A 26,053-nucleotide genomic window follows, 5' to 3' on the forward strand; every position below is an offset into this window, starting at 1 on the left:
GGGTAATCATAAGGCGGGGGTCATGGGTGACGAGGCAGTCTTCTTCGCGGCGTACGACGCCGTCCTGCGGCAGTGGCCCGTCGAGGTCCACAGCGTCGACGTCCCGTCCCCCTACGGCAGCACGCGGGTCCACATCTGCGGCCCGCAGGACGGCGTTCCGGTCGTGCTGCTGCCCGGCGGTGGATCAACGTCGGTGGTCTGGTTCGCCAACATCGAAGCCCTGGCCTCCACTCATCGGGTGTACGCCGTCGACCTGATGGGTGACATCGGCCGCAGCGTGCACGACGGGGCGCCACTGCGCGGCGCAGGCGACCTGGTGGCATGGCTCGACGCGCTCTTCGACGCACTGGACCTGGACGGGGCACACCTGTGCGGCCACTCCTACGGCGCCTGGATCGCCCTGAACCACGCGCTGCACGCGCCCCACCGGCTCGGCAGACTCGCGCTGCTCGACCCGACCAACTGCTTCGCCGGCATGAGCCCGCGCTACCTCATGCACGGGCTGCCCGTGTTGCTGAAGCCCACCGCGGAGCGCGTGCGGGCCTTCCACCGGTGGGAGACCGGCCGCACTCCTGAAGATCCGTTGTGGCGGGCGTTCCTGGACAGTACCGCCACCGCCCGGCGGTCGAAGGTCGTCGCGATGCGACGCCCCAGGGCACAGCAGTTGAGGGCCTGCACCGTCCCGGCCCTGGTGGTCCTGGCCGAACACAGCCGGGTTCACGACGTGCCGCGCACAGCGGCCGCCGCACGCCGGCTCCTGCCCAGAGCGAGCGTCGTCACCCTGCCGGACGCCTCCCACCACTCCCTGCCCACCGAGCGACCCGCCGAACTCAACCGCCTGCTGGCAGAATTCCTGGCCTGAGCATCGCGGCCGCCTTGGCGACCGGCCCGACACGCGCGGTTGCCCGCGCCGGTCAGTGGCCGCCGGTGAGTTCGCCGCTGAGCGTCTCGTGAATCCGGGCACTGGGCTCGTTCAGGCCGATGATCTCGACCGCCTTGCCGCGCTGGGCGTACTTGGTCTCGATGGCGTCCAGGGCGGCGACGGACGAGGCGTCCCAGATGTGCGCGGCGGACAGGTCGATGACGACCTCGTCGGGGCCGGTGGCGTAGTCGAACCGGCCGACAAGGTCATTGGAGGAGGCGAAGAACAGCTCGCCCGTCACCCGGTAGACGACCTTCGTGCCGTCGGGGTCGGTGACGGCGGTGACGTCGGCGAGATGGGCGACGCGCTTGGCGAAGACGACCATCGCGGTGATCGAGCCGACGACCACACCGACGGCGAGGTTGTGCGTGGCGACCACGCACGCGACGGTGACCACCATGACGGTGATCTCCCCGGCCGGCATCCGCCGCAGCGTCTTCGGCGCGATGGAGTGCCAGTCGAAGGTGGCGACCGACACCATGACCATCACCGCGACCAGCGCCGCCATGGGGATGTCGGAGACGACCGGCCCGAAGACGACGCACAGCACCATCAGGAACGCCCCGGCCAGGAACGTCGACAGGCGGGTACGGGCGCCGGACACCCGGACGTTGATCATCGTCTGGCCGATCATGGCGCAGCCGCCCATGCCGCCGAAGAACCCGGTGACGATGTTGGCGACGCCCTGCCCGACGGACTCGCGGGTCTTGGAGGAGTGGGTGTCGGTGATGTCGTCGACCAGCTTGGCCGTCATCAGGGACTCCATCAGCCCGACCAGCGCCATGGCCAGCGCGTACGGCGCGATGGTCGTCAGCGTGTCGAGGGTGAACGGCACGTCCGGCAGCCCCGGCACGGGCAGGGAGGACGGCAGCTCGCCCTGGTCGCCCACGGTCGGCACGGCGATCCCGGCCGCCAGGGTGATCACTGTCAGGATGACGATGGACACCAGCGGCGCCGGGACCATGGTGGTGACCTTCGGGAAGAACACCGTCAGCGCCAGCCCGGCGGCGATCAGCGGATACACCGGCCATGGCACGCCGGTCATCTCCGGCACCTGCGCCATGAAGATGAGGATGGCGAGGGAGTTCACGAAGCCGACCATCACCGAGCGCGGCACGAACCGCATCAGCTTGGCCACCCCGAGCGCGCCGAGGACGATCTGGAACACACCCGCCAGGATCACGGCGGCGACGAGGTAGCCGAAGCCGTGGTCGCGGTTCAGGGGCGCGATCACGAGAGCGACGGCGCCGGTGGCGGCGGAGATCATCGCCCGGCGGCCGCCGACGACCGCGATGGTGACGGCCATGGTGAAGGAGGCGAACAGGCCGATCGCCGGGTCGACACCCGCGATGATCGAGAACGAGATCGCCTCGGGGATCAGCGCGAGCGCGACCACCAGGCCGGCCAGCACCTCGGTGCGCCAGACCTTCGGATCACGCAGCCAGTCGGGCTTGAGACCACGCAGCCGGGCGGCGGGGGACAGTACGGAGGAAGACAAGGAACAGCTACCTGTCGTGCTCGGGCACATCCCCGGGCAGGACGAGGCGTGCGGAATGGGGCATGCGGCATGGGGAGTGCGGAATCAAGGTGCGGAACACGGGGCGGAAGGCCGGTCCGGCTTCCCGCGATCGACCCGCTCGCGGGCCGGAGGATTCAGGACGGAGCCGACATGCGCGATCGGATGCGCGTCAGGGCTCGCGTGAGGACTCGGGTCGGGAGTCGGGTCGGCGGCGCGGAATCACGGCGGACAGACAGCGGCGCCGGGCACCACGGACTCACGCACGCTTCTCTCCTGCAAGATCGAATACAAGCTCGAATTCACGAACAACTCTACAAGCGCGTGCGGACGCACCATCCGGCACGAGCGACCTGCCCGCCACGCCGGACCGCCCCGCCTCCGATGACGACGTGACACTCAAGCCCGCTCCCGCGCCCCGTAGACCGCGTGCTCCGCGCCCGTGGCAAGGGCCCAGTACCGGTCACCGTACGACCAGTGCCACCACTCGGTCGGGTAGTTGACCAGGCCGGCGGCCGTCAGTACGTCGCCGAGCAGCCGCCGGTTGTCGCGCGCCCGGGGCGGGATGCCGGGGGCGTCCGTGTAGCAGGCGCCGTCGCTCTCCTCCGGACTGGCGTTCATCGGCGTCCCCATGTCGAGCTCCTGCCCGTCGGCGGACAGGAGGGTGAGATCGACTGCCGCGCCGGCACTGTGGGGAGCGATCTCCGGGGGTGACACGTAGCGGCTCGCGGCCTGCCGCACCTGCTCCGCCGACCAGCCCGGATGGTCCGCCCGCAGGGCGTCGGAGTACTGCTCGAAATAGGAACGCTGGAGGGCGGGCGGCCGGTACCCCTCGACGAACAGCAGGCGAACGCCGTCCGGCAGCAGCTCCTGGGCCTTCAGCAGGCGGGCCAGGACCCCTTCCCGCAGGTGCGCGAAATCGCCCGCCCCGTCTTCCTTGCGCGGGTCGACGGCGATGGACTCCCGCACCCGGACGTCGAGCAGCTTTTCCCCGCACTCGACCACGGGGATCGCCGCGACCCTAGGATCTGACATCAGCACGATCTCGGTCATGCGCCGATCATGACGCAGGGACCGACTCAGCCGCGCAGCTCTTCGGCCATCACCCGTTGCAGCCCCGGGAACAGAGCACGGGTGCTGTCGGGGTCGGGCGTGACGAAGACTCCCTCGGCCGTGACGAGGTCGGCGTCCGGGGCTGTCCGGCTGGTGATCGAACCCTTCACGAAGATCTTGCGGTCGTCCGTGCCGGTGACGCGCGCGATGATCCGCAGGGGTGTTTCCAGTAGGACCGGGCGGTGGTAGCGCATCTGGAGGGAGACGGTCAGGCCGGGCGTCCCGGCTGCCGCGCAGGCGCGGCCCATCAGTTCGTCCAGGAGCATGGCGCTCACCCCGCCGTGCCCGTAGCCGGGCGGGCCTTCGTGGGTGCCGGCGAGGGTGCACTCGCCGATCAGGCCGTCGTCGGCGGCCGTGATCCGCATCGGTGGGGCGAGCGGGCTGCCGGCTCCCGTGACGGGGCTGTAGAAGCGCGGTCCCGCCGGGAATTCGTCCACCTCGGGGATCTCGCCTCGTGCGCGACGTCGCCCCGTGAGCCGGCCGGTGACGGTGCGGACGCCGTCCGCCACGCGGTGGAGAGTGTCCGGGGAGGCGTCGGTGCGGACGGTGGCTTCCACCAGAGCACGCAGTTCGTGACCGAGGCGGGTGATGGCCGCCTTCCGGCGCTCCAGTTCCTCGGTGCCGGTGCCGGTGCCGGTGCCGGTGCGCGGAAGCCGGGGGCGGTCAGACATCTGCCCGGACGAAGACCGGCTTGAGGTGTTTCTCCGGCAGCGCGGCCGGCAGGTCCTCCCAGTCGATGACGTGGGAGACGACCCGTTGGGGGGCGACCTTGCCGGAGGCGGCGAGTCGCAGGGCGTCGGGGATGTGGGCGCGCACGTTGTCGCGGGCGATACGCAGGGTGACGCCGTTGAGGTACATGTCGAGCAGGGGCAGCTCGCCGGGGCGGAAGTGGTTGCCCGCGCTCTCGCAGATCCCCTCCGGGGTGAGGCACTTGACGGCCAGGCCGAGCTGGTCGACGCGGCCGGTGGCCTCGACGGCGATGTCGTAGCCCTGCGGGAGGGGCTCCAGTGTCTCGGTGGTGGCGGCGCCGAACGCGCGGGCCAGCTCGCGGTGTTCGGGGTCGGGGTCGACGTAGAGCACGTCGGAGGCGCCGAGCGCGCGGGAGATGTCGCACACGTACAGGCCGATGCTGCCGCGGGCGACGACGAGTACCCGTGCTCCGGGCCGGGCCTTGAGGTGGGGTGCGACCAGGCGCCAGGCCAGGGACCAGTTGTCGCTGGCGGAGGCCATGGCGACCGGGTCGAGGCCGGTGGGCAGTGGGACCAGCATGGCGTCGGCGTAGGGCACGCGGACCAGGTCGGAGAAGAGCCCGCCCCAGTTGCCGCCGATCGGTGCGCCGTACATCGCCATGGAGGGCACGGCGGTGCAGTGGGCGGTCAGCCCGGCCCGACAGCGGTCGCAGCCGCCGCAGTTGACGGACCACGGGACGACCACGAGATCGCCGGAGGAGACGGTGGTGACGGCGTCGCCGGTCTCCACGACCCGGGCGACGCACTCGTGGCCGAGGGCGAAGGGCGGCTCGATGAAGCCGTGACCGGCGAGGATCGAGGAGTCGACGTCACACGGGGTGGCGGCCACCGGCGCGACGATCGCCTCACCGTCCGACTGGATCCTGGGGTCGGGTGCTTCCCGCCATTCGACGGTGCGCTTGGCGACGTAGGTCAGTTCACGCATCGGTGTGCTGCCCCTTCGCCAGTGCCACGAGATCGGCGTACCGGACGACGGAGCCCCCCGCGCCCCAGGTGCCGTCGGGCTGCTCGTGCACCAGCACCCACACCCGCAGCGTGTCGTCCGGGCCGAGGCCGGCGGCGCCCAGGACGGTCCTCGTGGCCTCCTCGACCAGGCCCGCCTTGCGGCGCTCGGACAGGGCGCCCTGCGGAACGGTGACCTCCACCAGGAAGCGCGGTTCGTCGTCCCCGGCGGTGGTCTGGGCACCCTCGGGCAGTTCGACGAGGTAACTCCACGCCTGAGCGCGGAAGAAGGCGGTGTCGGGCGCGCCCTCCCAGCGCAGCAGCACGGCGGCCAGGTCGCGCTGGACGGTCGTGCGCCCCTGAGCGGTGAGCGCACCGGTCGGGACGGTCAGCCTGATCATCGGCATGGCAGCTCCTCGAATCGTCGACAGCCACTGTTCCTCGACAGCCAGCTTCTATGACAGTCGTTATAACGAGAGGTCACGGTAGACTATGACGGCCGTTATAGCCAGAGGGGATGTGCACAGGTGGCCGAGCGCAGAACGCCGTCGCGCGAGCGGATCGTGGCCGGGGCCGCCGACATGATCAGTCGGCGCGGTCTGAGCGCCACGAGCATCCGGGAGATGGCCAAGCACGCCAAGGCGCCGCTCGGCTCGACGTACCACTACTTTCCCGAGGGCAAGCAGCAGCTGGCCACCGAAGCCGTCCGGTACACGGGCGAGTGGGTCGCCCGCAGCCTGCGCAAGGAGCTGGAGTCGGGGCCGGTCGAAGGACTGCGGGCGTTCCTCGCCCTGTGGCGCAAGATCGTCGTCGAGAGCGACTTCCACGCCGGCTGCCCTGTGCTGGCCGTGGCCGTCGAGGAGCCTCCGGCTGACGAGGTCCCGCCCGCTCTTGCCGCCGCGGCAGACGTGTTCGCCCAGTGGGAGACCCTGCTGGCCGCCTCGCTGCGGGAGCACGGCGCCGAGGCCGAACAGGCCGCGCAACTCGCGACGCTCGTCGTGGCGGCCGTCGAGGGCACGGTCGCCATGTGCCGCGCCAAGCGCAGCGCTCAGCCGCTCGACGACACCGCCGAGCAGTTGCAAGCGCTCGTCGTCGGCGTGATCAAGCGCTGACGCCCCGCCGCGGCGCACGGATACGCGTCACGCGCCGAGCGCGGCCCGCACGGCTTTGGCCTTCTCCTCGGTGAACACGCCGCTGTCCAGGAGGGAGAGGACGGACAGCACGCCGCCGCGCGACCCCCAGCCGCCCTCGTCGATCACCCGGAAGGTCACCCACCAGGCCGGCGACGGCTCGGGGAGGCCGCAGGCGTCGGCCATCGCGGCCAGGACGCGCTCGATGACCTCGGCCCGGACGTCCTCCCGCCAGTCCCCGTCCATCACCGTCACGTCGATCACCATGACGTCGGCGTCCGGTCCGGTGTCCGCGAGGAGCCGTCCGCCGATGGCCATCATGTCGGCCTCGCGCTCGGTGAAGTGCACCTGGAACCCGACCCGCGCAGCCGGCGCGACCTGCCCGACCTCCGGCACGAGCACCGCGTCCGTCAGCGTCTCGGCCAGCTTCCGGCGCTGCTCCTGACCGAGACGGCCCTTCGGGGCGTTCACCGTGATGATCGTCATGGCATCCTCCTATGACAGTCGTTATAGACGGCGGTCAGGCTACACCCCGTCTATAACGACTGTCATAGGTGGCGCGTGGCGCGCACGACGACGTCGTGGAGGGGGGCCGCTCGGCCCCCGCGGCCGGTGAGCGTGCGGAGGCGCTCTTCGGCGGTGACGATCTCCCACTCCCTGCCGTCCAGGCGGGCGGTGATGGCGGCGGACGTGACCGACGCTTCGGCAGGAGGGTGGTGCCCGTGGCCGGCAGAGCCCGAGGTGCGCAGGTGGCCCACGATGAGGAGCGTGCCGCCGGGGGCCACCCACCCGGCGATGCGGTCGTAGAACTCCAGCTGGGGCATCGCCGGATGGGCGTAGTGGGTCATGACCAGGTCGAACCGCGTGCCCGGGCTCCAGACGCCCAGGTCCGCCTCGACCCACTTCAGGCGCTCGGGAGCCCCGGCCGTCGTCGCCCGCTCGGCAGCGAGAGCAAGGGCCTCGGAGGAGATGTCGGCTGCGGTGACGTGCCAGCCGCGGGAGGCGAGCCAGATCGCCTCGGCACCGCCGCCGCATCCCGCGTCCAATGCCGTGCCAGGTGTCAGGCCGCCGGTCTCACGAGCGAGGTACGGGTTCGGCGGGTTGCCGCCCATGGAGCCGGGGCGCCCGGCTTGTCCCTGTCGCCAGTGCCGCTCCCAGAAGTCCTTGTCGAATCCGTGCGTCACAGATCGCCCTCCTTGTTCGCGGCCACTCCGCGGGTGCGTTCCTCGGTCCGTTCGTCACGGTGCCGAGGAACAGGGCGAATGAGCAAACCTTGTTGCCAAATGGAAAAATGGTGGGATGGGCGAAGCGATCGACCGCACTCTCGACGCCGTCGGACCGAGGCTGAAGCGCCTCCGGCTGCAACGGGAGGTCACGCTCGCCGCCCTGGCGGCGGAGACCGGCATCTCCACCAGCACCTTGTCCCGGCTCGAGGCGGGCCTGCGGCGTCCCTCGCTCGAGCAGTTGCTTCCGCTCGCTCGCGCCTACGGGGTCACGCTCGACGAACTCGTCGACGCGCCGCCGACGGGCGACCCCCGTATCAACCTGCGTCCCATCCCCTGCGGCGACGGCTCGGTCATCCTGCCGCTGACCCGTAGGCCCGGGGGGATCCAGGCCTACAAGTTCGTCCTCCCGACCGGAAAGGACGACGCCGAACCCGACCTGCGCACACACGAGGGCTACGACTGGGTCTACGTCCTCAACGGAACGCTCCGCCTCGTCCTCGGGGAACACGACCTCGTCCTCAGATCCGGGGAGGCCGCGGAGTTCGACACGCGCACCCCGCACTGGTTCGGGGCCACCGGCGCCGGCCCCGTCGAGTACCTGAGTCTCATCGGCAAACAAGGCGAACGCGCGCACGTCCGCGCGGCACCGAGACAAGGCCGGGCCGAGCAAGAAGACGGCCGGTGAGCCGAGCCGCTCGCGCCACCGACGATCACCCAGTCGATCCCCGCATCACCGGCACATGACAAGGGCGGAGCCCGAAAGCCCCGCCCGAACACCATGAAAGCCCAGCTCAGGGCCAGACAAGGCAATACGGCTGATGCCCCGCCTCATGCAGCCGATGCGAGAAGTCCTGCCACTCGTGCAGCAGTTGGTACACGTTGAACGCGTCCCGGGGCCCGCCCCGGTCCGGGACCGTCGACCAGATGAAGGCCGCCGCGCCCACCGCCTCCTCGCCGATGCCCCGCAGGGGGTCGACGACGGTCATCGGGAGTTTCACGACCGCGTAGTCGGGGTGCAGGACGACCAGTTCCAGGGGCGGCACCTTGTGCAGGGGGACCCCCTCGATGCCCGTGAGGACCATCGCCGCCATGGTCTCCGGCTTGATCTTCGTGAACATGCCGTTCATGCCGAGTTCGTCGCCGCCGAGTTCCTCGGGGCGCATCGAGATCGGGACGCGGGCCGCGGTCGCGCCGTCCGGCGCGCCGAAGTACTTGTACGTCACCCCCACCCGACCACCATTCCTGCTGCTCCCGGCCCGAAGATCGTCCACTCGGCGTTCTGTACGTCCGTCGAGCCGCTCCGGTTCACTCGGCAGATCCTGAGTCCGACGTGCTTCCTGCGTTTCCTCCGCTTCGCGCCGGTGCCTTCCCCGCCGGGCACGTCGAGGACCCAGGTCATCAGTCCCCTCGCCCAGTCCGCCACCGCGATGCATATCTCCACCCGACTGCTTTTCTAGGACGCGTCGCCCCCGCCGCGCAACCCGATCATCGTGTCAGTGACCTCCCCCGCGGCCGCTCGCCGAAACGTGCGCTGAAACATCTGCCCGCGGGATCTACGCAGCCTCCGACCACCCTCGGCCGTTTGAGCTGTGTGTATCACGTCCCAGTCTCGCAGACGACGGAGGTTCGGGGACCGGTTGCCGGGCACTGTCCTACCCTGAACAGGTCACTCACACCCGGATCCCGACGTCGTCGGAGAAGGTCGGAGAAGTCGCAGGTCATGAGCGAACTGGCATATCCGTATGAAGCACCGGCCTCGCAGGCTCTGTTCGACCGTGCGGCGGCCGTCACACCCGGTGGCGTGAACTCACCGGTGCGGGCCTTCCGCGCCGTCGGCGGCACACCGCGGTTCATGGTGTCCGGCAAGGGGCCGTATCTGACCGATGCCGACGGGCGGGAGTACGTCGACCTCGTGTGCTCCTGGGGGCCCATGATCCTCGGGCACTCGCACCCCGAGGTCATCGCCGCCGTGCAGGACGCCGTCGCCCGCGGTACGTCCTTCGGCACGCCCGGTGAGGGCGAGGTCGCGCTCGCCGAGGAGATCGTCGCCCGGGTGGAGCCGGTCGAGCAGGTGCGGCTCGTGTCCAGCGGGACCGAGGCGACCATGTCCGCGATCCGGCTCGCGCGCGGGTTCACGCAGCGCAGCAAGGTGATCAAGTTCGCCGGGTGCTACCACGGGCACGTCGACTCGCTGCTCGCCGCCGCCGGCAGCGGCGTCGCGACGTTCGCGCTTCCCGACACCCCGGGCGTCACCGGTGCCCAGGCCGGCGACACCATCGTCCTGCCCTACAACGACCTCGACGCCGTGCGCGCCGCCTTCGCCGCCCACCCCGGCGAGATCGCCTGCGTGATCACCGAGGCATCCCCGGGCAACATGGGCGTCGTACCGCCCGCGGACGGCTACAACCAGGGCCTCAAGGACCTCTGCGCCGAGAACGGCGCCCTCTACATCTCCGACGAGGTCATGACCGGGTTCCGGACCAGCCGGGCCGGTTGGTACGGGGTCGACGGGGTCCGGCCCGACCTCATGACCTTCGGCAAGGTCATGGGCGGCGGCTTCCCGGCCGCGGCCTTCGGCGGGCGTGCGGATGTGATGGCTCATCTCGCCCCGGCCGGGCCCGTCTACCAGGCCGGCACCCTCTCCGGGAACCCCGTCGCCACCGCGGCCGGGCTCGCCCAGCTGCGCCTCCTCGACGACGCCGCCTACGACAAGGTCGACGCGGTGTCGAAGCAGATCCAGGAGCTCGTCAGCGAGGCGCTGACCAAGGAGGGCGTCGCGCACCGGCTCCAGAACGCCTCCAACATGTTCTCCGTGTTCTTCACCGACCGGCCCGTGCGGAACTACGAGGACGCCAAGGCGCAGGAGTCCTTCCGCTTCACCGCGTTCTTCCACTCGCTGCTCGCGAGCGGCGTCTACCTGCCGCCGTCGTCCTTCGAGTCCTGGTTCGTCTCCACCGCGCACGACGAGCGGGCCGTGCAGCGGATCGCCGACGCCCTGCCGGCGGCGGCCCGAGCCGCCGCGGAGGCCACGGCATGAGCAGCGAGACCGATGAGTCGAACGACGACATCACCGTCGTCCACGTCATGCGGCACGGCGAGGTCGCCAACCCGGACGGCATCCTCTACGGGCGGCTGCCCGGCTACCACCTGTCCGAGCTGGGCCGGCGCATGGCCGACCGGGTCGCCGAGCACCTCGCGTCCCGCGATGTGACGTACGTCGTCGCCTCCCCGCTGGAGCGGGCGCAGGAGACGGCGGAGCCGATCGCCAAGGCGCACGGTCTCGACCTCGCCACCGACGAGCGGCTGATCGAGGCCGGCAACATCTTCCAGGGCAAGACGTTCGGCGTCGGGGACGGGGCGCTGCGCAAGCCCGGCAACTGGAAGCACCTGCTCAACCCGTTCCGGCCGTCCTGGGGTGAGCCGTACGTCGACCAGGTCGTGCGGATGATGAACGCGCTGAGCACCGCGAAGGACCGGGCCCGGGGGCACGAGGCCGTCGTGGTCAGCCATCAGCTGCCGATCTGGATCGTGCGGTCGTACGTCGAGCGGCGGCGGCTCTGGCACGACCCGCGCAAGCGGCAGTGCACGCTCGCCTCGCTGACGAGCTTCACGTACCGGGGCGACCGGATCGTTTCTGTCGGCTACACCGAGCCGGCCCGCGATCTCGTCCCGGCCCATCTCCTCGCCGGCGCCAAGCCGGTGAAGGGGAAGGACAAGGCGTTCGGCGCGTAGCCCCTTCCTGCGCGTAGGCCCTTTCTGTTCGCTTCTGACGGCCTCGTTACGGAATCTGCAAATATCGGCGGAACCTCCCCGTTCGTCACGTCCTCTGACTGGGTGACCACCAGAGAACGTGATGAACGGGGATGCAATGCGCCCTTACTCCCGCAGGGGAATGCTCGGAATCGGCGCGGGGGCCGCGGCCGCCGTCTCGCTCGCCGGGTGCGGCGGACTCACCGGGTCAGATGACTCCAGCCATGCCGACGGTTCCGGAGACTCCGCACAAGGAGGGTCGAAGCCGAAGCCGACCGCCCGGCCCATCGGCGACGGCTCCACCGCCTACACCGGCAAGCAGCCCCACCAGCCCGCGAAGCCCGAGCCACTGGAGCCGGGTCAGACCCCGCCGCAGTTCGTCGTGTTCTCCTGGGACGGTGCCGGCGAGGTCGGCAACGGGCTCTTCCCGCGCTTTTTGGACCTGGCCAAGGAGCACGGCGCGAGCATGACCTTCTTCCTGTCCGGGCTGTATCTGCTGCCCGAGTCGAAAAAGCGCCTCTACGACCCGCCGAACAACCCGCGCGGCGCCTCCGACATCGGCTACCTCACCGACGCGCACGTCAAGGACACGCTGAAGAACGTCCGCCGGGCGTGGCTGGAGGGCCACGAGATCGGCACCCACTTCAACGGGCACTTCTGCGGTGAGGCCCACGGCTCGGTCAAGAACTGGACGCCGCGGCAGTGGCGCAGCGAGATCGACCAGGCGAAGTCCTTCGTGAAGCAGTGGCGCACCAACACCGGCTGGACCGATCTGCCCCCGCTGCCGTTCGACTACGACAAGGAGCTCGTCGGCGGCCGTACGCCGTGTCTGCTCGGCCAGGACAACCTGCTGCCCACCGCCCGCGAGCTGGGCTGGCGCTACGACGCCTCCTCGCCCGGCGGCCGTCAGGTGTGGCCGGTGAAGCGGCAGGGTCTCTGGGACCTGCCGTTGCAGCAGATACCTTTCCCCGGCCGTGGCTTCGAGGTCCTCTCCATGGACTACAACATGCTGGCGAACCAGTCCATCAGCACCACGAAGGCCCCGGCGCACAACTACCCGGGCTGGCGGGAGCAGTCGGCACAGGCGTACATCCAGGGATTCAAGCGGGCGTACGAGACAAATCGGGCACCTCTCTTCATCGGCAACCACTTCGAGCAGTGGAACGGCGGCATCTACATGGACGCCGTGGAGGAGGCCTTCAAGCACATCGCACGCGAGAAGGAGAAGGGCGCGGATGTGCGCCTCGTCTCCTTCCGGCAGTTCGTCGACTGGCTGGACGTGCAGAAGCCCGAGGTGCTCGACAAGCTCCGCACGCTCGACGTCGGACAGCAACCGGCCGGTGGCTGGAAGGGGTTCGCCGACAAGACCCCGGGAGGTGCCGGTACACCCTCCCGGGACGCCGCCTGAAATGCGGTTTTCCACCCGCAAGGGGGGTGGGCGAGAACCCCGGAACGGACATGCGAAACTTTTCACATGAGTGCCGCCAGCCGCGCCCCCCTGCGCTCGAACCGCTCAATCCGCACGACCCGCTCGACCCGGGTCCGTCGCCGCGCCGCCCTGACCGCCGGTGCCGCCGTGGCCGCGCTGGTCGTCACCGCGTGCGGCTCCGGCGGCACCTCCGGCGGGGGCGGCAACACCAACTTCGTCACCGGCACCGACGGCATCGCGACGGCCGCCAAGGGTGAGCGCGCCCCGGCACCCGACCTGTCCGGCAAGACCATCGCCGGCAAGACCCTCGACGTCGCCGACTACAAGGGCAAGGTCGTCGTCCTCAACGTGTGGGGTTCCTGGTGCAACCCCTGCCGCGCCGAGGCCAAGTACTTCGCGAAGGTCTCCAAGGAGTACGCCGGCAAGGGCGTGCAGTTCGTCGGCATCAACACCCGCGACACCTCCACCGGCGCCGCGCTCGCCTTCGAGAAGGACTGGGACATCACCTACCCCAGCCTCTACGACCCCACCGGCAAGCTGCTGCTGCGCTTCGGCAGGGGCACCCTCAACCCGCAGGCGATCCCCTCCACCCTGATCCTCGACCGGGACGGGAAGATCGCGGCCCGCTCGCTGTCCGCGCTCAGCGAGGAACGGCTGCTGAAGATGCTCAAGCCGGTCGTCGCAGAGAAGTGAGCGGAGTAGTCACGTGAGCGCGCTCACCCTCGCCGCGGTCGCGGACCCCAACGGCACGGTGCTCAACGGCGCCCTGCTGGTGGCCCTGCCCATCGCCCTGCTCGGCGGACTCGTCTCCTTCTTCTCGCCCTGCGTGCTGCCGCTCGTGCCCGGCTATCTGTCCTACGTGACCGGGGTCGCCGGCACCGATCTCGCCGAGGCGCGGCGCGGCCGGATGGTCGCGGGCGCCTCCCTGTTCGTGCTCGGCTTCACCGCCGTGTTCGTCTCCTCCGGCGCGCTGTTCGGTTACTTCGGCGACACGCTCCAGGAGCACAAGGACGTCCTGTCCAAGGTGCTCGGCGTGCTCATGATCCTCATGGGCGTCTTCTTCATGGGCCTGATGCCCTGGTTCACCCAGCGCGAGTTCCGGCTCCACCGCAAGCCGGTGGCCGGGCTGGTCGGCGCGCCCCTGCTCGGAGCGCTGTTCGGGATCGGCTGGACGCCCTGCATCGGCCCCACCCTCGCCTCCGTGCTGGCCCTCTCCTCCGACCAGGGAAGCGCCGGACGCGGTGCCGCCCTCACCGTCGCGTACTGTCTGGGCCTGGGCGTGCCCTTCGTGCTCGCCGCGGTCGCCTTCCGCAAGGCCCTCGGCGCCTTCGGCTGGATCAAGCGCCACTACGTCTGGGTGATGCGGATCGGCGGCACCATGATGATCGTGACCGGTCTGCTGCTGCTGACCGGCGCGTGGGACCGCATCGTGCAGGAGATGCAGGTCTGGTCCGACGGCTTCACTGTGGGGATCTGATCGATGAGCAAGACCACCGCCTCCGACCCGGCCCCGACCGCCGCCGAAACCCAGGAGCTCGGCGACGCCGGCTCCCAGCTGTCCACCGCCCCCACGGAGGACGCGCCCAACCTGCCCTCCCTGGGCGTCATCGGCTGGGCCCGCTGGTTCTGGCGGCAGCTGACCTCCATGCGGGTCGCGCTGCTGTTGCTCCTGCTGCTCTCCCTCGGCGCGATCCCCGGCTCGCTCATCCCGCAGTCCGGCCAGGACGAGACGAAGGTCGCCGACTTCCGCAAGGCCAACCCGACGCTCGGGGACGTCTACGACAAGCTCGGCCTGTTCCACGTCTACAGCTCGGTGTGGTTCTCCGCGATCTACATCCTGCTGTTCATCTCCCTCATCGGCTGCATCGTCCCCCGCACCTGGCAGTTCGTGGGCCAGCTGCGCGGCCGCCCGCCGCGCGCGCCCAGCCGGCTGAACCGGCTGCCCGCCCACACCACCTGGCGCACCACGGCCGAACCCGAGCAGATCCACAGCGCCGCCCTGGCCCTGCTGAAGAAGCGCCGCTTCCGCGCCCACCTCGCCGGTGACGCCGTCGCCGCCGAGAAGGGCTACCTGCGCGAACTGGGCAACCTCGTCTTCCACATCGCCCTCATCGTGCTGCTGGTCGCCTTCGCCTGGGGCCAGCTGTACAAGTCCGAGGGCAACAAGCTGGTCGTCGAGGGCGACGGCTTCTCCAACACCCTCACCCAGTACGACGACTTCAAGTCCGGCAGCCTCTTCACCTCCGACGACCTGGTGCCGTTCAGCTTCAACCTGAAGAAGTTCACCGGCACCTACGAGCGCAGCGGCCCCAACAAGGGCACCCCGCGCGTCTACCAGGCCGACCTCACCTACAGCGACGGTCCCTACGGCAAGGACGAGAAGACCACCGTCAAGGTCAACCACCCGCTGGAGATCGGCGACTCCAAGGTCTACCTCGTCAGCCACGGCTACGCCCCGGTCATCACCGTCCGCGACGCCAAGGGCAACGTCGTCTACGACGACGCCGTACCGCTGCTGCCGCTCGACGCCAACGTCACCTCCTCCGGCGCCATCAAGGTCCTCGACGGCTACCGCAACCCCGAGGGCAAGAAGGAACAGCTCGGCTTCAACGCGTTCTTCGTGCCGACCTTCGGCGGCGCCGCCAGCGGCACGATGCTGTCGCAGTTCCCCGCGCTGGACTCCCCGGTGCTCGCGCTGTCCGCCTACCACGGCGACCTGGGGGCCGACTCCGGCATCCCGCAGAGCGTGTACCAGATGGACAAGACCAACATGAAGGAGTTCAAGGACTCCCAGGGCAAGCTGTTCAAGAAGCTGCTGAAGCCCGGCGAGACCATGAAGCTCCCGAACGGCGCCGGTTCGGTCACCTTCGGCAAGGACGTCAAGGAGTGGGCCGGCTTCCAGGTCGTCCAGGAGCCCGGCGGCGGCTGGGCCCTCGCCGGGGCCCTCGCGGCCATCGGCGGCCTCGCCGCCTCCCTGTTCATCCAGCGCCGCCGCGTCTGGGTGCGCGCCGTCAAGGGTGCCGACGGCGTCACCGTCGTGGAGATGGCCGGCCTCGGCCGCAGCGAGTCCGCCAAGGTCCCCGAGGAGCTCGGCGACCTCGCCGGGATCCTCTACGACCAGACGCCGGCCGCGCCCGGCCCCGACGACCCCGCAGATTCCCCCGACACCGACCAGGAGCCGGGTACCGAAACCCCCGTACCTGCCGAAGGGGCTGAGAAGTGACTCTCGCCGCCGCCACCAACGAAAACCTCGCGAACATCAGCAATGTGCTGATCTACTCCGCGATGGCCGTCTACACCCTGGCGTTCTTCGCGTACATCGCCGAATGGCTCTTCGGCAGCCGCAGCAAGGTCGCCCGCACCGCCGCCGCGCTCACCGCCGACAAGGCCGAGGCGAAGAAGGCGCCCGCCGTCACCGTGAACAAGGCGGGCGGCACCGCCGTCCTGGAGCGGCCGAAGGTCACCGTGCGGGCCGCGACCGGTCAGCGGGACGTGCCGGACGGGCCCGGGGCGCACGGCGGTGACGAACAGGGCGACCTGTACGGCCGCATCGCGATCTCCCTCACCGTGCTCGCCTTCCTGATCGAGCTGGGCGGCGTCGTCGCCCGCGCGGCCTCGGTGGAGCGGGCGCCGTGGGGCAACATGTACGAGTTCAACATCACGTTCTCCACGGTCGCCGTCAGCGTGTACCTCGGACTGCTGGCGCTGAAGAAGAACGTGCGCTGGCTCGGCCTGTTCCTGATCACCTCGGTCCTGCTGGACCTGGGCCTCGCGGTCACGGTCCTCTACACCGCCAGCGACCAGCTGGTCCCGGCCCTGCACTCGTACTGGCTGTACATCCACGTCTCCACGGCGATCTTCTGCGGCGCGGTCTTCTACGTCGGCGCGGTCGGCACGATCCTGTACCTCTTCAAGGACTCCTACGAGAACAAGCTCGCGAGCGGCGGCACGCCCGGCACGTTCGCGACGTCCGTCCTGGAGCGGCTGCCCTCCTCCGCCTCCCTCGACAAGTTCTCCTACCGCGTCAACGCGGCCGTCTTCCCGCTGTGGACGTTCACGATCATCGCGGGCGCCATCTGGGCCGGTGACGCCTGGGGCCGCTACTGGGGCTGGGACCCGAAGGAGACCTGGTCCTTCATCACCTGGGTCGCCTACGCCTGCTACCTGCACGCCCGCGCCACCGCCGGCTGGAAGGGCCGCAAGGCCGCCTACCTGGCCCTCGTCGCCTTCGGCTGCTGGCTGTTCAACTACTACGGCGTGAACATCTTCGTCTCCGGCAAGCACTCCTACGCGGGCGTGTGACCCCGGCCTAGGACAAGGACCGGGCGGCCGTCTCCGTCATCACGTCGCGCAGCCGCTCGGCGTACAGCCGCAGGTTCTTGTGCGCGATGTCGGTGTCCGGGCGGCGGCCGGCGAACCACAGGCCCTCGTGGATCCGGGTGAATGGCGAGCCGGTTACCGACCACATGGGGTGTCGCCGGATTTCAACGGAACGGATGACCTCTCGAACGGCGATACGCGGCCTGGACGGTGTGCTCAGTTGACGGCGGCCGCGGTGAGCCGGTCCAGGTAGGCGTGGAGAGCGCCCGCGCCCTCGACCATGACCCTCGTGCGCGTTGTCAGGGCATGCCCGCGCGCGGTGATCGCCGCCCGCAGCGCGTCGCTGCTGCCCTCCCGGCGCAGCCCCTGAAGCACCGGGCGGATCTGGTCGAAGAGGTAGTGGCTGCGGCGCAGGGTGTGCACGAGCCGGGCGTCGCGCACATCGGCGGGTTCGTAGATCCGGTACCCCGTGCCGCGCTCGCGCCCTGGTGTGAGCAGCCCGGCCCCCTCCCACACCCGCAGCGCGGAGGTCCGTACGCCCAGCAGTACGGCCACCTCCCCGATGCGCAGCCCGCCGGAGCGCGGGAGCGGGGCGGGCGGCTCGGCCGCCAGCAGTTCCAGGGCCTCGCTCGCGGCCCGCAGGGAGACCCGTTCCTCGTGCAGGGCGGCGTGCGCGGCGTCGACCAGCGCGAGCGCGCCCGGGACGTCCCCGTCGTGCAGGGACCGCATGATCTCCGTCGCCTTCACCGGCCCGTACCCCCGCATCAGGGTCCGGTACGCCAGCAGCGCGGCGCGGTGCACCTCCCCGAAGACGCGGTAGCCGGACGCGGTCCGCGCGGCGGGCGGCAGCACACCGGCGTCCTCGTAGTTGCGGATCTGCTGCGTCGAGACACCGGCCAGCCGGGCGAGGTCGACGGGGCGGAGACGGCGTTCGTCGGTCATCGATTTGAAGGTTACGGCAAGAGGACCACCGCTGATGCCTGAAAAGTCTCAACACCGCACTTCAATGGAAGACTTGAAGGAATGGACAACAGCATCCGGGTCACCGGCGCCCGCCTCCACAACCTCAGGAACGTCTCCCTCTCCCTCCCGAAGAACAAGCTGGTCGTCCTGACCGGTCTGTCCGGCTCCGGCAAGTCCACGCTCGCCTTCGACACCCTCCACCGGGAGGGCCAGCGGCAGTACCTGGAGTCGCTGGGCATGGTCACCGGCTTCGTCAGCAAACCCGCCGTCGACTCGATCAGCGGCCTGTCCCCGTCCATCAGCGTCGACCAGCACCTCACCAACCGCAGCCCGCGCTCCACGGTCGGCACGGTCACCGAGGTGTTCACGTACCTGCGGCTGCTGTGGTCGCGGATCGGGACCCGCCCCTGCCCCGGCTGCGGCAAGAGCATCCCGCCGTCGTACGCGAGCGAGGCGGAGGCCGACACCACGGCCGACGACGACGCCGAGGGGGAGCAGACCCCCTGCCCGCACTGCGGCACCCTCGTGCCCGAGCTGGTGATGGGCTCCTTCTCCTTCAACAAGCCCGCGGGCGCCTGTCCGTCCTGCACCGGCCTGGGCGAGGTGATCCGGCCCGACGTACGGCGACTGGTGGACGGCTCCCGCTCACTGGCCCAGGGCGCGGTACGGGGCTGGAACCCGAAGCTCACCGAGTGGAACCTCACCGCGCTGCGGGCCGCCGCCCGCCACTACGGCTTCACCTTCGACCCGGACCTCCCGGTCGGCGAACTGGGCGAGCCGCAGCGGGACCTGCTGGTGTACGGCGTCGAAAGCCCCGAGTTCCGGCGGCACTTCCCGGCCGTCGAGGCGCCGACGACCGTGGCGGCGGGCCGCTTCGAAGGGGTCGCGACGGCGCTGCTGCGGCGCTACACCGAGCGCGCCGACGACCCCGAGTACCGCGAACGGGCCGAGAAGCAGGGCCTGGTGAAGCAGCCCTGCGGGGAGTGCGAGGGCACCCGGCTGCGGCCGGAGAGCCGGGCGGTGACCGTGCACGGACTGACGATCGTCGAGGCGGCACGGCTGCCGCTGACCGAACTCGACGGCTGGCTGGCCGCCTTGAAGGAGCGGTCGGCCGGGGACGAGTGGCTGCTCGTGGAACCGGTCGTCGCCGACCTGGAGGAACGGGTACGGCGTCTGGTGGACGTCGGGGTCGGCTACCTCAGCCTGGAGCAGTCCACGCCGAGCCTGTCCGCCGGGGAGACCCAGCGGCTGCGGCTGGCCGCCCTGCTCGGCTCCGGCCTGACCGGTGTGCTCTACGTCCTCGACGAGCCGACCATCGGCCTGCACCCCTCGGACACCGCCCGCCTGATCGGCGTCCTGCGCCGCCTGCGCGATCTGGGCAACACGGTGCTGGTCGTCGAGCACGACCTGGACGTGCTGCGGGCGGCGGACCATGTGGTGGACGTCGGCCCGGGGGCGGGCCGGGACGGCGGACGGATCGTGGCGGCCGGGACACCGCAGGAGGTCGCCCGGGCCGAGGGCTCGGTGACCGGCGCGTATCTGTCGGGCCGGCTGCCCGCCCCCGAGTCCCGTGGCCGCGGCGGCAGCGGCACGGCGGTCGTGATCCGCGGGGCCCGGGCCCACAACCTCAAGGACGTGACCGTACGGATCCCGCTGAACCGCCTGGTGACGGTCACGGGCCCGTCCGGCTCGGGCAAGTCGACGCTGCTGCTGGACATCCTGGGCCGCGCCGCCCGCCGCCACTTCCACGGGGCGGGGGAACTCCCCGCCGAGCACGACGGCATCGACGGCTGGGAGCACCTGTCCAAGGCGGTCCTCATCGACCAGGAGCCGATCAGCCGCGTCCCGCGCTCCAACGCCGCGACCTACTCGGACGTCTTCACGCCGATCCGCGAGGTCTTCGCCGTGAGCAGCGAAGGACGCCTGACGGCGGGCCGGTTCTCCTTCAACGTGCCGGGCGGACGCTGTGAACGCTGTGAGGGCGCGGGCGTGCTCACCGTACGCATGCACTTCCTCCCGGCCGTGGAGGTGCGCTGCCCGGGGTGCCGGGGCCGCCGCTTCCGGCCGGAGGTGCTGGCGGTGCGGTACCAGGGGCACGACATCGCGGAGGTGCTGGAGGCGACGGTGGACGAGGCGCTCGGGGTGTTCCGGGACGTGCCCGCCGTGGCCGGCCGGTTGCGGCGCATGGCGGACGTCGGCCTCGGCTACCTCCCGCTGGGCCAGCCCGCGCCCACGCTGTCCGGGGGTGAGGCGCAGCGCCTCAAGCTGGCGAAGGAGCTGGGCCGCCGGGCGGCCGACCGGACGCTCTACGTCCTCGACGAGCCGACGACCGGCCTGCACGCGGCGGACTCGGCGCGGCTGCTGGACGTGCTCCAGCGGCTGGTGGACGCGGGGCACTCCGTCATCACCATCGAGCACAACGTCGATGTCATGCGGGCGTCGGACTGGCTGATCGACCTCGGGCCGGTCGGCGGGGCCGGCGGGGGCCGGGTGGTGGCCGAGGGGACCCCGCAGGAGGTGGCGGCCGGGCGGGCGTCCCGGACAGGCGGCTTTCTGGCAGGGTGACCTGCGCCGGGCTCTCGGGTTCGCCCGCTTCCTCGGCGGCGTCGTGCCTCGTCAGCCCTGCCTCTCCAGCACCGCGTAGTCGGCGAAGCTGCGGCGGTAGCGCAGGTGCCGGGTCTCCTGGGTGTGCCTGCGCTGCCACTCCTCCACCTCGGCCGGGGACGCGTGCGGGCCGGAACTCGCCCCGCAGTCCTCGTCCTCTCCCGAGACGCAGTACGCCTGGTACTCCGGGAGCGCCGACACGTCCTGCACGATCGAGTACGGGACGTACCGGAAGATCCGGCGCCCCGCCGGTTCCCCACCGTGCTCCTCGCGCTGGTGCTGGCGCAGCAGCACGTTCGCGTCCGTCACGGCGCTCCCGTCGAACACGGCCCGCGCCGTGTCCCGGCGGGCGGCCAGTTCCTCGCACGCCACGCACCCGGGCACGGGCACGGGGGGCCGGTTCGGGTCCGCCGACAACCCTTCCCTGGAACGGTCGTTGGCCGCGCGTACGCCCGCCCTGAGCCGTTCCTCCAGGGTCGCCACCCGGATCCGCACCGGGTCCGCCTGCCACTCCCGGCCGCCGCCGACCGGGCGCAGCATCACATACGGGCCGGTCCTGTCCTGGTACTCGCCGACCTTGCCCGTCTCGGGGTCGTAGACGAGCGTTCCCGGTTCCATCCCGTGCACCTCCGTAACTCTGGGTGTATCGAGCGTTGCGCAGGGGAACAGTCCGGTTCAATGCTTGGCGTGTGACACCGGTGCACTGTCACGGAGGGGGAGGCCGTGAGCCGACGGAACGGCGGGGCGGAGTCGGGGGCGAGCACGGCGGCCGTGTTCGGGGAGGTGCTGCGGCATTTCCGCGAGGCGGCGCTGCTCACGCAGGAGGGCTTGGCACGGCAGATCCCGTGCGACCGCTCGCACGTGGCGCGGGTGGAGGCGGGCACGAGGGTTCCGCAGGAGAGTTTCGCGAAGAAGTGCGACGAACTTCTTGGCACGGGTGGGGTCTTGCTGCGGTTGTGGGGGCGGATCGACTGGTATCCGCAGGTGGAGCATCCTGACTGGTTTCGGCGGCGGGCTGAGATGGATGAGGTGGCCGTCGCCCTGCGGGAGTACCAGGAGCGAGTGATTCCGGGGTTGTTGCAGACCCCGGAATACGCCCGTGCGCTGTTCCGACGCGTCGCCAGTGGCGACGAGGTCGAGGAGCGCGCGCACGCCCGACTGAGTCGGCAGCGACGGTTTCTTGCCGAGGGCGGTCCGCTGTACATCGTCGTCCTGGATGAGAGCTGCCTGCGCAACGTGGTCGGTAGCCCGGAAACCATGAGGGACCAGTGCGCCCATTTGCTGCACGTCGGACGGCGTCCCAACATCCGCCTCCAGGTCGCTCCGGCGAGCTTCTCGGAACTTCTGCGGCCCAATGTGTCCATGTCGCTGATCGAGCTGCCGGACGGGCACCGGTGGGTGTACTCCGAGTCACTGGAGCGTGGCCATTTCAGCGACGATCCGACTGTCTACACACGTCATAGCCACACCTATGATGTGCTCAGGGCGGACGCTCTGTCAGTCCGCGAGTCCGTCGCCCTGATCAGCGACGCGATGAAGGGGTACGAGCAGCATGAACACGCACGAACTCTGCGCGGCGACCTGGATCAAGAGCAGCTACAGCGGCGAAAACGGCGGCAACTGCATAGAAATAGCCCCCGGTTTCCCCGACACCGTCCCCGTCCGCGACAGCAAAACCCCTGACGGTCCGGTCCTGCTCGTCACCCGATCCGCTTGGTCGGCGTTCCTCTCCGATGTGCGGGGACGCTGAACTACTGCCCGCTCAGACGGCTGCGGATCGCCTCCGCGGCCTCAAGCGCCGCCGCACGGAACCGGGTTGAGAGCGCGAAGAAGCTGAGATAGCCGTGGACGAGGTCCGCTTCGCGGTGCAGGACCACCTCCGCGCCCGCCTGCCGCAGCTTCTCCGCGTAACGCTCGCCCTCGTCGCGGAGCGGGTCGAAGCCGCCGGTGGCGATGTAGGCGGGTGCGATCGACGCGTCCACCTCGCCCAGAAGGGGGGAGAGGCGCGGATCGGACCGGTCGGCTGCTTGGGCGTACTGGTCCTCGAACCAGTCGATCTCTCGGTCGGTGAGCAGGAATCCCTCACCGAACAGATCCCGCGAAGGATGGCGCCTGGTGAAGTCGGTGGCGGGATAGAAGAGGAACTGGTGTGAGGGCCGCGGGCCTGCCCGCCGGGCGGCGAGCTGGGCGAGTGCGGCCGAGAGGTGAGCGCCCGCGCTGTCGCCCCCGACGGCGATGCGCGCCCGGTCGACACCCAGGGCATCGGCGTGCCGGTGAGCGTGCTCGAACGCGGCCAGTGCGTCGTCGAGGGCGGCCGGGAAGGGATGTTCCGGGGCCAGACGGTAGCCGACGGACATGATCTTCACCTGCGCGTGGTGTGCGAGGAAGGACACCAGGGAGTCGTAGGAGGTCCGGCTGCCGATGACCCATCCTCCGCCGTGGAGGAACACCAGCAGAGGGGACGGCGTACTGAGGCCGCTCGGCGTGTAGAGCGTCGCGGGGAGGTCGCCACCGGTGGTGTCGATGGCGAGGTCTTCGCTGATGACGTCCTGGAAGCGAGGCCCTTCCAGCGCGTGCCGGCCGCTCTCCAGGGCCGCGCGGGACTCCTCCGGCGAGTCGTCGACGACGAGTGAGACGCCGCCACGCCGGGACATCTCGGCCATCAGCTGGGCGTCGAGGGCGAGTGTCTGACCGTCGAGGCGGACAGCAGGGCCCGCTATGCGTCTCTTGGCGGTCTCGGGAAGCCGGAACATGAGCCGCATGACGGCCTTCTGGATCCGCGCCGAAAGCGTGGGACCGCTCGAATCGGTTCGGGGTCGGGGCATCTCAGCAACCTCGGGTTCTGACAGTGGTGAGGTCCGTGGCGAAGTCCCACAGCGCGGCGCCGAGTTCACGCGAGCGCAGCTGGGGGGACGCCTTGGCGGGCCGTGTGCGGTTGTAGTAGGTGCCCGCCAGGGGGCCGGTGAGCGAGGCGAGGTGCACCAGGCGGGCGGCACCCTGGTCCGGGGTGCCGGTGAAGGGGCGTCCCAACGCCTTCATGACGGCACCGCGCTTGCCCTTGGAGCGGCCGAAGCCGGAGGCGATGGTGCCGGGGTGGAAGTCGCCGACGTCGATGGTGGGGTGGCGGCGGCCGTATTCGCGCAGGAGGATTCCGGCTGCCAGCTTGGAGCGGGCATACGCGCGGTGTTCGGACACTCCCGGGCGGCCGCGGGCCAGGTCCTCGAGAGAGTGCAGTCCGACGACGGCGTTCTTGTGGGAGCGGGAGTTGGTGGCCAGGACGCGCCCGCCCCGCAGGTGTTCGGCGAGCAGCAGCGTCAGCAGCCACGGGCTGACCACGTTGACCTGGAAGGTGGCGTCGATGCCGTCGGCAGTGTGCCGCTCCGGCATGACCGCACCGGCGTTGGCGGCCAGCACGTCGATGTGGCGCGTGGCGCGCTTGAGCTCGTCGGCTAGGCGGTGCACGTCCGCCAATGCCTCGAAGTCGGCTGTGTACCAGGCGGCGTCGAGGGCCTCGGCCACCTGCCGGGTGCGCCGTTCGTCGCGCCCCACCAGATGGACATCGGCGCCCTGTGCGCGCAGGAGGACGGCGGCTTGCGCGCCGATCCCCGAACTGGCGCCGGTCAGGACAACGGTCTTGCCTCGCAGGTTCATGCCGCACATCCCGTCCGCGCGCCGCTCCCGTCCTGGATTCCTGTCACAGGCCGAAGGCGGGGGCGGCGCCAGTCGGTGCCCAGACGGTCCCGCGTCGTTCGTGCTCGAAGAGCTTTTCGAGCTCGGCGGCGATCCGGGGGCCGATCTCACGCTCCACGAGATACAGCGCGAGATCGAGACCGGAGGTGACACCGCCGGCGGTGATGAGCCGGTCGTCCACGACCACGCGTGCGTCGATCACGTGCGTATCCGTGAACTCGGCCTTCATGTCGGCCAGTCCGAGCCGGTGACCGGTGATGTGGCGCCCCTTGGTGAGACCGGCCATGGCGAGGATCACCGAGCCGCCGCACACCGCCACCACCAGCGTCTGTCCGTCGTCGAGGGCCTCGCCGACGAGGCCCGGCAGGCTGGTCCGCGCCGCGCGCTGGAGGATGGCGGGGATGAGCTGTTCCCGCTCGGCCGGGGACAGCAGCTCCGGAGGGCGCAGGTCACCGGCGGCCCCCGGGACGATGACGATGTCTGCCCGTGCCGGGTCCAGTGCGGCGGTCGCGTTCAGCGATATACCCGTCAGTCCGCTGGGCACTTCCCGTGCGCCCTCGGCGCTGGCCAGCTCCACCTGAAGCGCGCCGCCGGTGAGGGCGCCTGCCGACATCAGGACCTCGTAGGGCGCGATGACATCCAGGGGGTCGAATCCGTCGAACAGTACGAATTGGGCGAGCATCGGCTTGGCCTTCCTTCCGCTGCGAGGCAGTTTCAGTCTGCCTGAAACCTGTGCCGCTCATCGTGAGCCCGCGCATGGGTTACAGTCAAACTGAAACTTCTGTCCTGGTGGACCCAAGGCGCCTGACGATGACGAACCGAACCCCGAGGCCGGACGCCGGCCCCATGCCGCCGGCCAGCCCTGCCTTCCTCATGGCGGCGCTGGGACGCCACATCCGCGACGACGTCGAGGAATCACTGAGGCCGACCGGATTCACGCTGCGCCACCTGTCAGCTCTGGGGCACCTCCACCGCGAGCCGGGGATCTCCTACAGTGAACTAGCCCGCCGAGCCGGAGTGACCGCGCAAAGCGCACAGGCCACCGTCCGCCAGCTCGAACAGCGCGGAGCCGTCGAACGCAGAAGCCTCCCCGGCCGCGGCCACACGGCAGAACTTCACATCACCGACAAGGGACATGACCTGCTCGAGGCCGGCAAACGCGCCTACGCGGCAGCGGACGAAGCCCTGAGCCTCGCCCTCGACAGCGAGCAACTCACCGCTCTGACCGGCCTCTTGTTGACCGCGCTCTCCTCGCGCCGGCCAGGCTCATAGCCCACACGCGGCTGGAGCGACGGCCTCGTCCACAACCCGCTGCGCGTCGGCGACCCTCAGGGCTCGTCCCGCTTGGGGTCTTCGTCCCGCTTCTCCTCGTCGAGGGACTTCAGGAAGTCGGGGTTGTCGTCGGGCGCGACCCACTGCCGGGGGCGGGGACGGCCGCCGCCGGCGACCGCGCTCCGCTTCTTGCCGGCGATCAGCCAGGAGATCGAGCCGACGAGCGGAAACAGCAGCACGAGGATCGCCCACAGCGGCTTGGGCATGTGACGGATGTCGTCGTCCTTCGTGCTGATGCAGTCGATGAACGCGTACACGCTCAGCGCCAGCGGCACGAGGAACATCAGTACCCGGAGCATGCGCGGCCTCTCAGCAAAGCGGGTGGGCGGTTCAGGGCCAGGGTAGCCGCTCGGGGATACTGGACCGC

The 26,053-nt window shown here is 70.4% G+C and carries 29 protein-coding genes; 14 read left to right on the forward strand and 15 right to left on the reverse strand.

The window, feature by feature from the left end; all coding sequences use genetic code 11:
* The first annotated feature begins 22 nt into the window (after positions 1–22).
* Positions 23–862 (forward strand): alpha/beta fold hydrolase, encoded by an 840-nt coding sequence (locus tag QC385_RS07050; protein WP_279540414.1) that lies wholly within the window; start codon positions 23–25, stop codon positions 860–862.
* A 52-nt stretch (positions 863–914) separates the two neighbouring features.
* Here the strand turns inward: QC385_RS07050 and QC385_RS07055 are convergent, their stop codons facing one another.
* The 5 genes from QC385_RS07055 to QC385_RS07075 all read right to left on the reverse strand — a co-directional run bounded on the left by QC385_RS07055 (position 915) and on the right by QC385_RS07075 (position 5,649).
* Positions 915–2,405, reverse strand: a complete 1,491-nt coding sequence (locus tag QC385_RS07055) for a SulP family inorganic anion transporter (RefSeq protein ID WP_443032865.1) — start codon at positions 2,403–2,405, stop codon at positions 915–917.
* A gap of 432 nt (positions 2,406–2,837) precedes the next feature.
* Entirely contained in the window at positions 2,838–3,491 is a 654-nt protein-coding gene (locus QC385_RS07060; protein WP_279540416.1) for a M15 family metallopeptidase, read from the reverse strand.
* Between the two features lie 26 nt (positions 3,492–3,517).
* Complete coding sequence (locus tag QC385_RS07065) at positions 3,518–4,222, reverse strand: PaaI family thioesterase (protein ID WP_279540417.1); 705 nt, start codon at positions 4,220–4,222, stop codon at positions 3,518–3,520.
* The gene (locus QC385_RS07070) at positions 4,215–5,225 is read right to left on the reverse strand and encodes a zinc-dependent alcohol dehydrogenase (RefSeq protein WP_279540418.1); all 1,011 of its coding nucleotides are present in this window, start codon (positions 5,223–5,225) and stop codon (positions 4,215–4,217) included. Before QC385_RS07070 ends, QC385_RS07065 begins: the two co-directional genes overlap by 8 nt.
* Positions 5,218–5,649 (reverse strand): tautomerase family protein, encoded by a 432-nt coding sequence (locus QC385_RS07075; RefSeq protein ID WP_279540419.1) that lies wholly within the window; start codon positions 5,647–5,649, stop codon positions 5,218–5,220. Before QC385_RS07075 ends, QC385_RS07070 begins: the two co-directional genes overlap by 8 nt.
* 120 nt (positions 5,650–5,769) lie before the next feature.
* Here QC385_RS07075 and QC385_RS07080 point away from each other — a divergent pair, with 120 nt between their 5' ends.
* Entirely contained in the window at positions 5,770–6,354 is a 585-nt protein-coding gene (locus QC385_RS07080; protein WP_279540420.1) for a TetR/AcrR family transcriptional regulator, read from the forward strand.
* 27 nt (positions 6,355–6,381) lie between these two features.
* On the opposite strand, the gene QC385_RS07085 is transcribed toward QC385_RS07080, so the two are convergent.
* Together QC385_RS07085 and QC385_RS07090 are read right to left on the reverse strand one after the other, a co-directional pair.
* Complete coding sequence (locus QC385_RS07085; RefSeq protein ID WP_279540421.1) at positions 6,382–6,858, reverse strand: tautomerase family protein; 477 nt, start codon at positions 6,856–6,858, stop codon at positions 6,382–6,384.
* A 62-nt stretch (positions 6,859–6,920) separates the two neighbouring features.
* Positions 6,921–7,556 (reverse strand): class I SAM-dependent methyltransferase, encoded by a 636-nt coding sequence (locus QC385_RS07090; RefSeq protein ID WP_279540422.1) that lies wholly within the window; start codon positions 7,554–7,556, stop codon positions 6,921–6,923.
* A 115-nt stretch (positions 7,557–7,671) separates the two neighbouring features.
* Here QC385_RS07090 and QC385_RS07095 point away from each other — a divergent pair, with 115 nt between their 5' ends.
* Positions 7,672–8,283: a helix-turn-helix domain-containing protein gene (locus tag QC385_RS07095; protein ID WP_279540423.1), complete on the forward strand. Its 612-nt coding sequence runs from the start codon at positions 7,672–7,674 to the stop codon at positions 8,281–8,283.
* 106 nt (positions 8,284–8,389) lie between these two features.
* Here the strand turns inward: QC385_RS07095 and QC385_RS07100 are convergent, their stop codons facing one another.
* Complete coding sequence (locus QC385_RS07100; protein WP_003974483.1) at positions 8,390–8,827, reverse strand: hypothetical protein; 438 nt, start codon at positions 8,825–8,827, stop codon at positions 8,390–8,392.
* A 491-nt stretch (positions 8,828–9,318) separates the two neighbouring features.
* Between QC385_RS07100 and hemL the strand changes: the two genes are divergently transcribed.
* The 7 genes from hemL to ccsB all read left to right on the forward strand — a co-directional run bounded on the left by hemL (position 9,319) and on the right by ccsB (position 17,079).
* Positions 9,319–10,635 carry a glutamate-1-semialdehyde 2,1-aminomutase gene (gene hemL, locus QC385_RS07105; RefSeq protein ID WP_279540424.1) on the forward strand — a complete coding sequence of 439 codons (1,317 nt, stop codon included), beginning with the start codon at positions 9,319–9,321 and terminating at the stop codon, positions 10,633–10,635.
* Positions 10,632–11,330 (forward strand): histidine phosphatase family protein, encoded by a 699-nt coding sequence (locus QC385_RS07110; RefSeq protein ID WP_279540425.1) that lies wholly within the window; start codon positions 10,632–10,634, stop codon positions 11,328–11,330. The genes hemL and QC385_RS07110 overlap by 4 nt, the downstream gene beginning before the upstream one ends.
* 136 nt (positions 11,331–11,466) lie before the next feature.
* Positions 11,467–12,756, forward strand: coding sequence for a polysaccharide deacetylase family protein (locus QC385_RS07115; RefSeq protein ID WP_279540426.1), 1,290 nt, complete (start codon positions 11,467–11,469; stop codon positions 12,754–12,756).
* Between the two features lie 66 nt (positions 12,757–12,822).
* Entirely contained in the window at positions 12,823–13,470 is a 648-nt protein-coding gene (locus QC385_RS07120) for a TlpA family protein disulfide reductase (protein ID WP_279540427.1), read from the forward strand.
* Between the two features lie 13 nt (positions 13,471–13,483).
* Entirely contained in the window at positions 13,484–14,254 is a 771-nt protein-coding gene (locus QC385_RS07125; protein WP_150482384.1) for a cytochrome c biogenesis CcdA family protein, read from the forward strand.
* Between the two features lie 3 nt (positions 14,255–14,257).
* Positions 14,258–16,000, forward strand: a complete 1,743-nt coding sequence (resB, locus tag QC385_RS07130) for a cytochrome c biogenesis protein ResB (RefSeq protein WP_279540428.1) — start codon at positions 14,258–14,260, stop codon at positions 15,998–16,000.
* Positions 15,997–17,079 (forward strand): c-type cytochrome biogenesis protein CcsB, encoded by a 1,083-nt coding sequence (gene ccsB / locus QC385_RS07135; protein ID WP_279540429.1) that lies wholly within the window; start codon positions 15,997–15,999, stop codon positions 17,077–17,079. Before resB ends, ccsB begins: the two co-directional genes overlap by 4 nt.
* A gap of 7 nt (positions 17,080–17,086) precedes the next feature.
* Here the strand turns inward: ccsB and QC385_RS07140 are convergent, their stop codons facing one another.
* The gene (locus QC385_RS07140; RefSeq protein ID WP_279540816.1) at positions 17,087–17,245 is read right to left on the reverse strand and encodes a hypothetical protein; all 159 of its coding nucleotides are present in this window, start codon (positions 17,243–17,245) and stop codon (positions 17,087–17,089) included.
* Between the two features lie 68 nt (positions 17,246–17,313).
* On the reverse strand, positions 17,314–18,039 hold the full coding sequence (locus tag QC385_RS07145; protein WP_279540430.1) for a MerR family transcriptional regulator: 726 nt from the start codon (positions 18,037–18,039) through the stop codon (positions 17,314–17,316).
* Positions 18,040–18,120: 81 nt separating this feature from the next.
* Here QC385_RS07145 and uvrA point away from each other — a divergent pair, with 81 nt between their 5' ends.
* A complete protein-coding gene (uvrA, locus tag QC385_RS07150) occupies positions 18,121–20,625 on the forward strand; it encodes an excinuclease ABC subunit UvrA (protein ID WP_279540431.1) in 2,505 nt (834 codons plus the stop codon).
* A 51-nt stretch (positions 20,626–20,676) separates the two neighbouring features.
* On the opposite strand, the gene QC385_RS43950 is transcribed toward uvrA, so the two are convergent.
* Positions 20,677–21,282 (reverse strand): DUF7848 domain-containing protein, encoded by a 606-nt coding sequence (locus tag QC385_RS43950; RefSeq protein WP_336621274.1) that lies wholly within the window; start codon positions 21,280–21,282, stop codon positions 20,677–20,679.
* 105 nt (positions 21,283–21,387) lie between these two features.
* Here QC385_RS43950 and QC385_RS07160 point away from each other — a divergent pair, with 105 nt between their 5' ends.
* Together QC385_RS07160 and QC385_RS07165 are read left to right on the forward strand one after the other, a co-directional pair.
* Entirely contained in the window at positions 21,388–22,347 is a 960-nt protein-coding gene (locus QC385_RS07160) for a helix-turn-helix domain-containing protein (protein ID WP_279540432.1), read from the forward strand.
* Positions 22,295–22,414, forward strand: a complete 120-nt coding sequence (locus tag QC385_RS07165) for a DUF397 domain-containing protein (protein WP_279540797.1) — start codon at positions 22,295–22,297, stop codon at positions 22,412–22,414. Before QC385_RS07160 ends, QC385_RS07165 begins: the two co-directional genes overlap by 53 nt.
* Before the next feature lies 1 nt (position 22,415).
* Here QC385_RS07165 and QC385_RS07170 read toward each other — a convergent pair whose 3' ends face one another.
* Genes QC385_RS07170 through QC385_RS07180 form a run of 3 tightly spaced genes read right to left on the reverse strand, consistent with a single transcriptional unit; the run spans position 22,416 to position 25,036 of the window.
* Entirely contained in the window at positions 22,416–23,489 is a 1,074-nt protein-coding gene (locus QC385_RS07170; RefSeq protein ID WP_279540433.1) for an alpha/beta hydrolase, read from the reverse strand.
* A gap of 1 nt (position 23,490) precedes the next feature.
* Positions 23,491–24,315: an SDR family NAD(P)-dependent oxidoreductase gene (locus QC385_RS07175; protein WP_279540434.1), complete on the reverse strand. Its 825-nt coding sequence runs from the start codon at positions 24,313–24,315 to the stop codon at positions 23,491–23,493.
* A 43-nt stretch (positions 24,316–24,358) separates the two neighbouring features.
* Positions 24,359–25,036: a DJ-1/PfpI family protein gene (locus QC385_RS07180; RefSeq protein WP_279540435.1), complete on the reverse strand. Its 678-nt coding sequence runs from the start codon at positions 25,034–25,036 to the stop codon at positions 24,359–24,361.
* A 128-nt stretch (positions 25,037–25,164) separates the two neighbouring features.
* On the opposite strand from QC385_RS07180, the gene QC385_RS07185 reads away from it, so the two are divergent.
* The gene (locus QC385_RS07185; RefSeq protein ID WP_279540436.1) at positions 25,165–25,626 is read left to right on the forward strand and encodes a MarR family winged helix-turn-helix transcriptional regulator; all 462 of its coding nucleotides are present in this window, start codon (positions 25,165–25,167) and stop codon (positions 25,624–25,626) included.
* 56 nt (positions 25,627–25,682) lie between these two features.
* Here QC385_RS07185 and QC385_RS07190 read toward each other — a convergent pair whose 3' ends face one another.
* Complete coding sequence (locus QC385_RS07190) at positions 25,683–25,985, reverse strand: PLD nuclease N-terminal domain-containing protein (RefSeq protein ID WP_279540437.1); 303 nt, start codon at positions 25,983–25,985, stop codon at positions 25,683–25,685.
* Between the last annotated feature and the right edge of the window lie 68 nt (positions 25,986–26,053).

The organism is Streptomyces sp. DH10 (assembly GCF_029813805.1).
Classification (GTDB): domain Bacteria; phylum Actinomycetota; class Actinomycetes; order Streptomycetales; family Streptomycetaceae; genus Streptomyces; species Streptomyces coeruleofuscus.

Excerpts from the sequence above, each read along its gene's own strand:
- QC385_RS07060 (WP_279540416.1), bottom strand. The coding sequence starts at position 3,491 with ATGACCGAGATCGTGCTGATGTCAGATCCTAGGGTCGCGGCGATCCCC.
- QC385_RS07180 (WP_279540435.1), bottom strand. The coding sequence starts at position 25,036 with ATGCTCGCCCAATTCGTACTGTTCGACGGATTCGACCCCCTGGATGTC.
- resB (WP_279540428.1), top strand. The coding sequence starts at position 14,258 with ATGAGCAAGACCACCGCCTCCGACCCGGCCCCGACCGCCGCCGAAACC.
- QC385_RS07140 (WP_279540816.1), bottom strand. The coding sequence starts at position 17,245 with ATGTGGTCGGTAACCGGCTCGCCATTCACCCGGATCCACGAGGGCCTG.
- QC385_RS07145 (WP_279540430.1), bottom strand. The coding sequence starts at position 18,039 with ATGACCGACGAACGCCGTCTCCGCCCCGTCGACCTCGCCCGGCTGGCC.
- QC385_RS07075 (WP_279540419.1), bottom strand. The coding sequence starts at position 5,649 with ATGCCGATGATCAGGCTGACCGTCCCGACCGGTGCGCTCACCGCTCAG.
- QC385_RS07175 (WP_279540434.1), bottom strand. The coding sequence starts at position 24,315 with ATGAACCTGCGAGGCAAGACCGTTGTCCTGACCGGCGCCAGTTCGGGG.
- QC385_RS07110 (WP_279540425.1), top strand. The coding sequence starts at position 10,632 with ATGAGCAGCGAGACCGATGAGTCGAACGACGACATCACCGTCGTCCAC.
- QC385_RS07085 (WP_279540421.1), bottom strand. The coding sequence starts at position 6,858 with ATGACGATCATCACGGTGAACGCCCCGAAGGGCCGTCTCGGTCAGGAG.
- QC385_RS07170 (WP_279540433.1), bottom strand. The coding sequence starts at position 23,489 with ATGCCCCGACCCCGAACCGATTCGAGCGGTCCCACGCTTTCGGCGCGG.
- uvrA (WP_279540431.1), top strand. The coding sequence starts at position 18,121 with ATGGACAACAGCATCCGGGTCACCGGCGCCCGCCTCCACAACCTCAGG.
- QC385_RS07190 (WP_279540437.1), bottom strand. The coding sequence starts at position 25,985 with ATGCTCCGGGTACTGATGTTCCTCGTGCCGCTGGCGCTGAGCGTGTAC.
- QC385_RS07185 (WP_279540436.1), top strand. The coding sequence starts at position 25,165 with ATGACGAACCGAACCCCGAGGCCGGACGCCGGCCCCATGCCGCCGGCC.
- QC385_RS43950 (WP_336621274.1), bottom strand. The coding sequence starts at position 21,282 with ATGGAACCGGGAACGCTCGTCTACGACCCCGAGACGGGCAAGGTCGGC.
- QC385_RS07120 (WP_279540427.1), top strand. The coding sequence starts at position 12,823 with ATGAGTGCCGCCAGCCGCGCCCCCCTGCGCTCGAACCGCTCAATCCGC.
- hemL (WP_279540424.1), top strand. The coding sequence starts at position 9,319 with ATGAGCGAACTGGCATATCCGTATGAAGCACCGGCCTCGCAGGCTCTG.
- QC385_RS07095 (WP_279540423.1), top strand. The coding sequence starts at position 7,672 with ATGGGCGAAGCGATCGACCGCACTCTCGACGCCGTCGGACCGAGGCTG.
- QC385_RS07050 (WP_279540414.1), top strand. The coding sequence starts at position 23 with ATGGGTGACGAGGCAGTCTTCTTCGCGGCGTACGACGCCGTCCTGCGG.
- QC385_RS07065 (WP_279540417.1), bottom strand. The coding sequence starts at position 4,222 with ATGTCTGACCGCCCCCGGCTTCCGCGCACCGGCACCGGCACCGGCACC.
- QC385_RS07115 (WP_279540426.1), top strand. The coding sequence starts at position 11,467 with ATGCGCCCTTACTCCCGCAGGGGAATGCTCGGAATCGGCGCGGGGGCC.
- QC385_RS07070 (WP_279540418.1), bottom strand. The coding sequence starts at position 5,225 with ATGCGTGAACTGACCTACGTCGCCAAGCGCACCGTCGAATGGCGGGAA.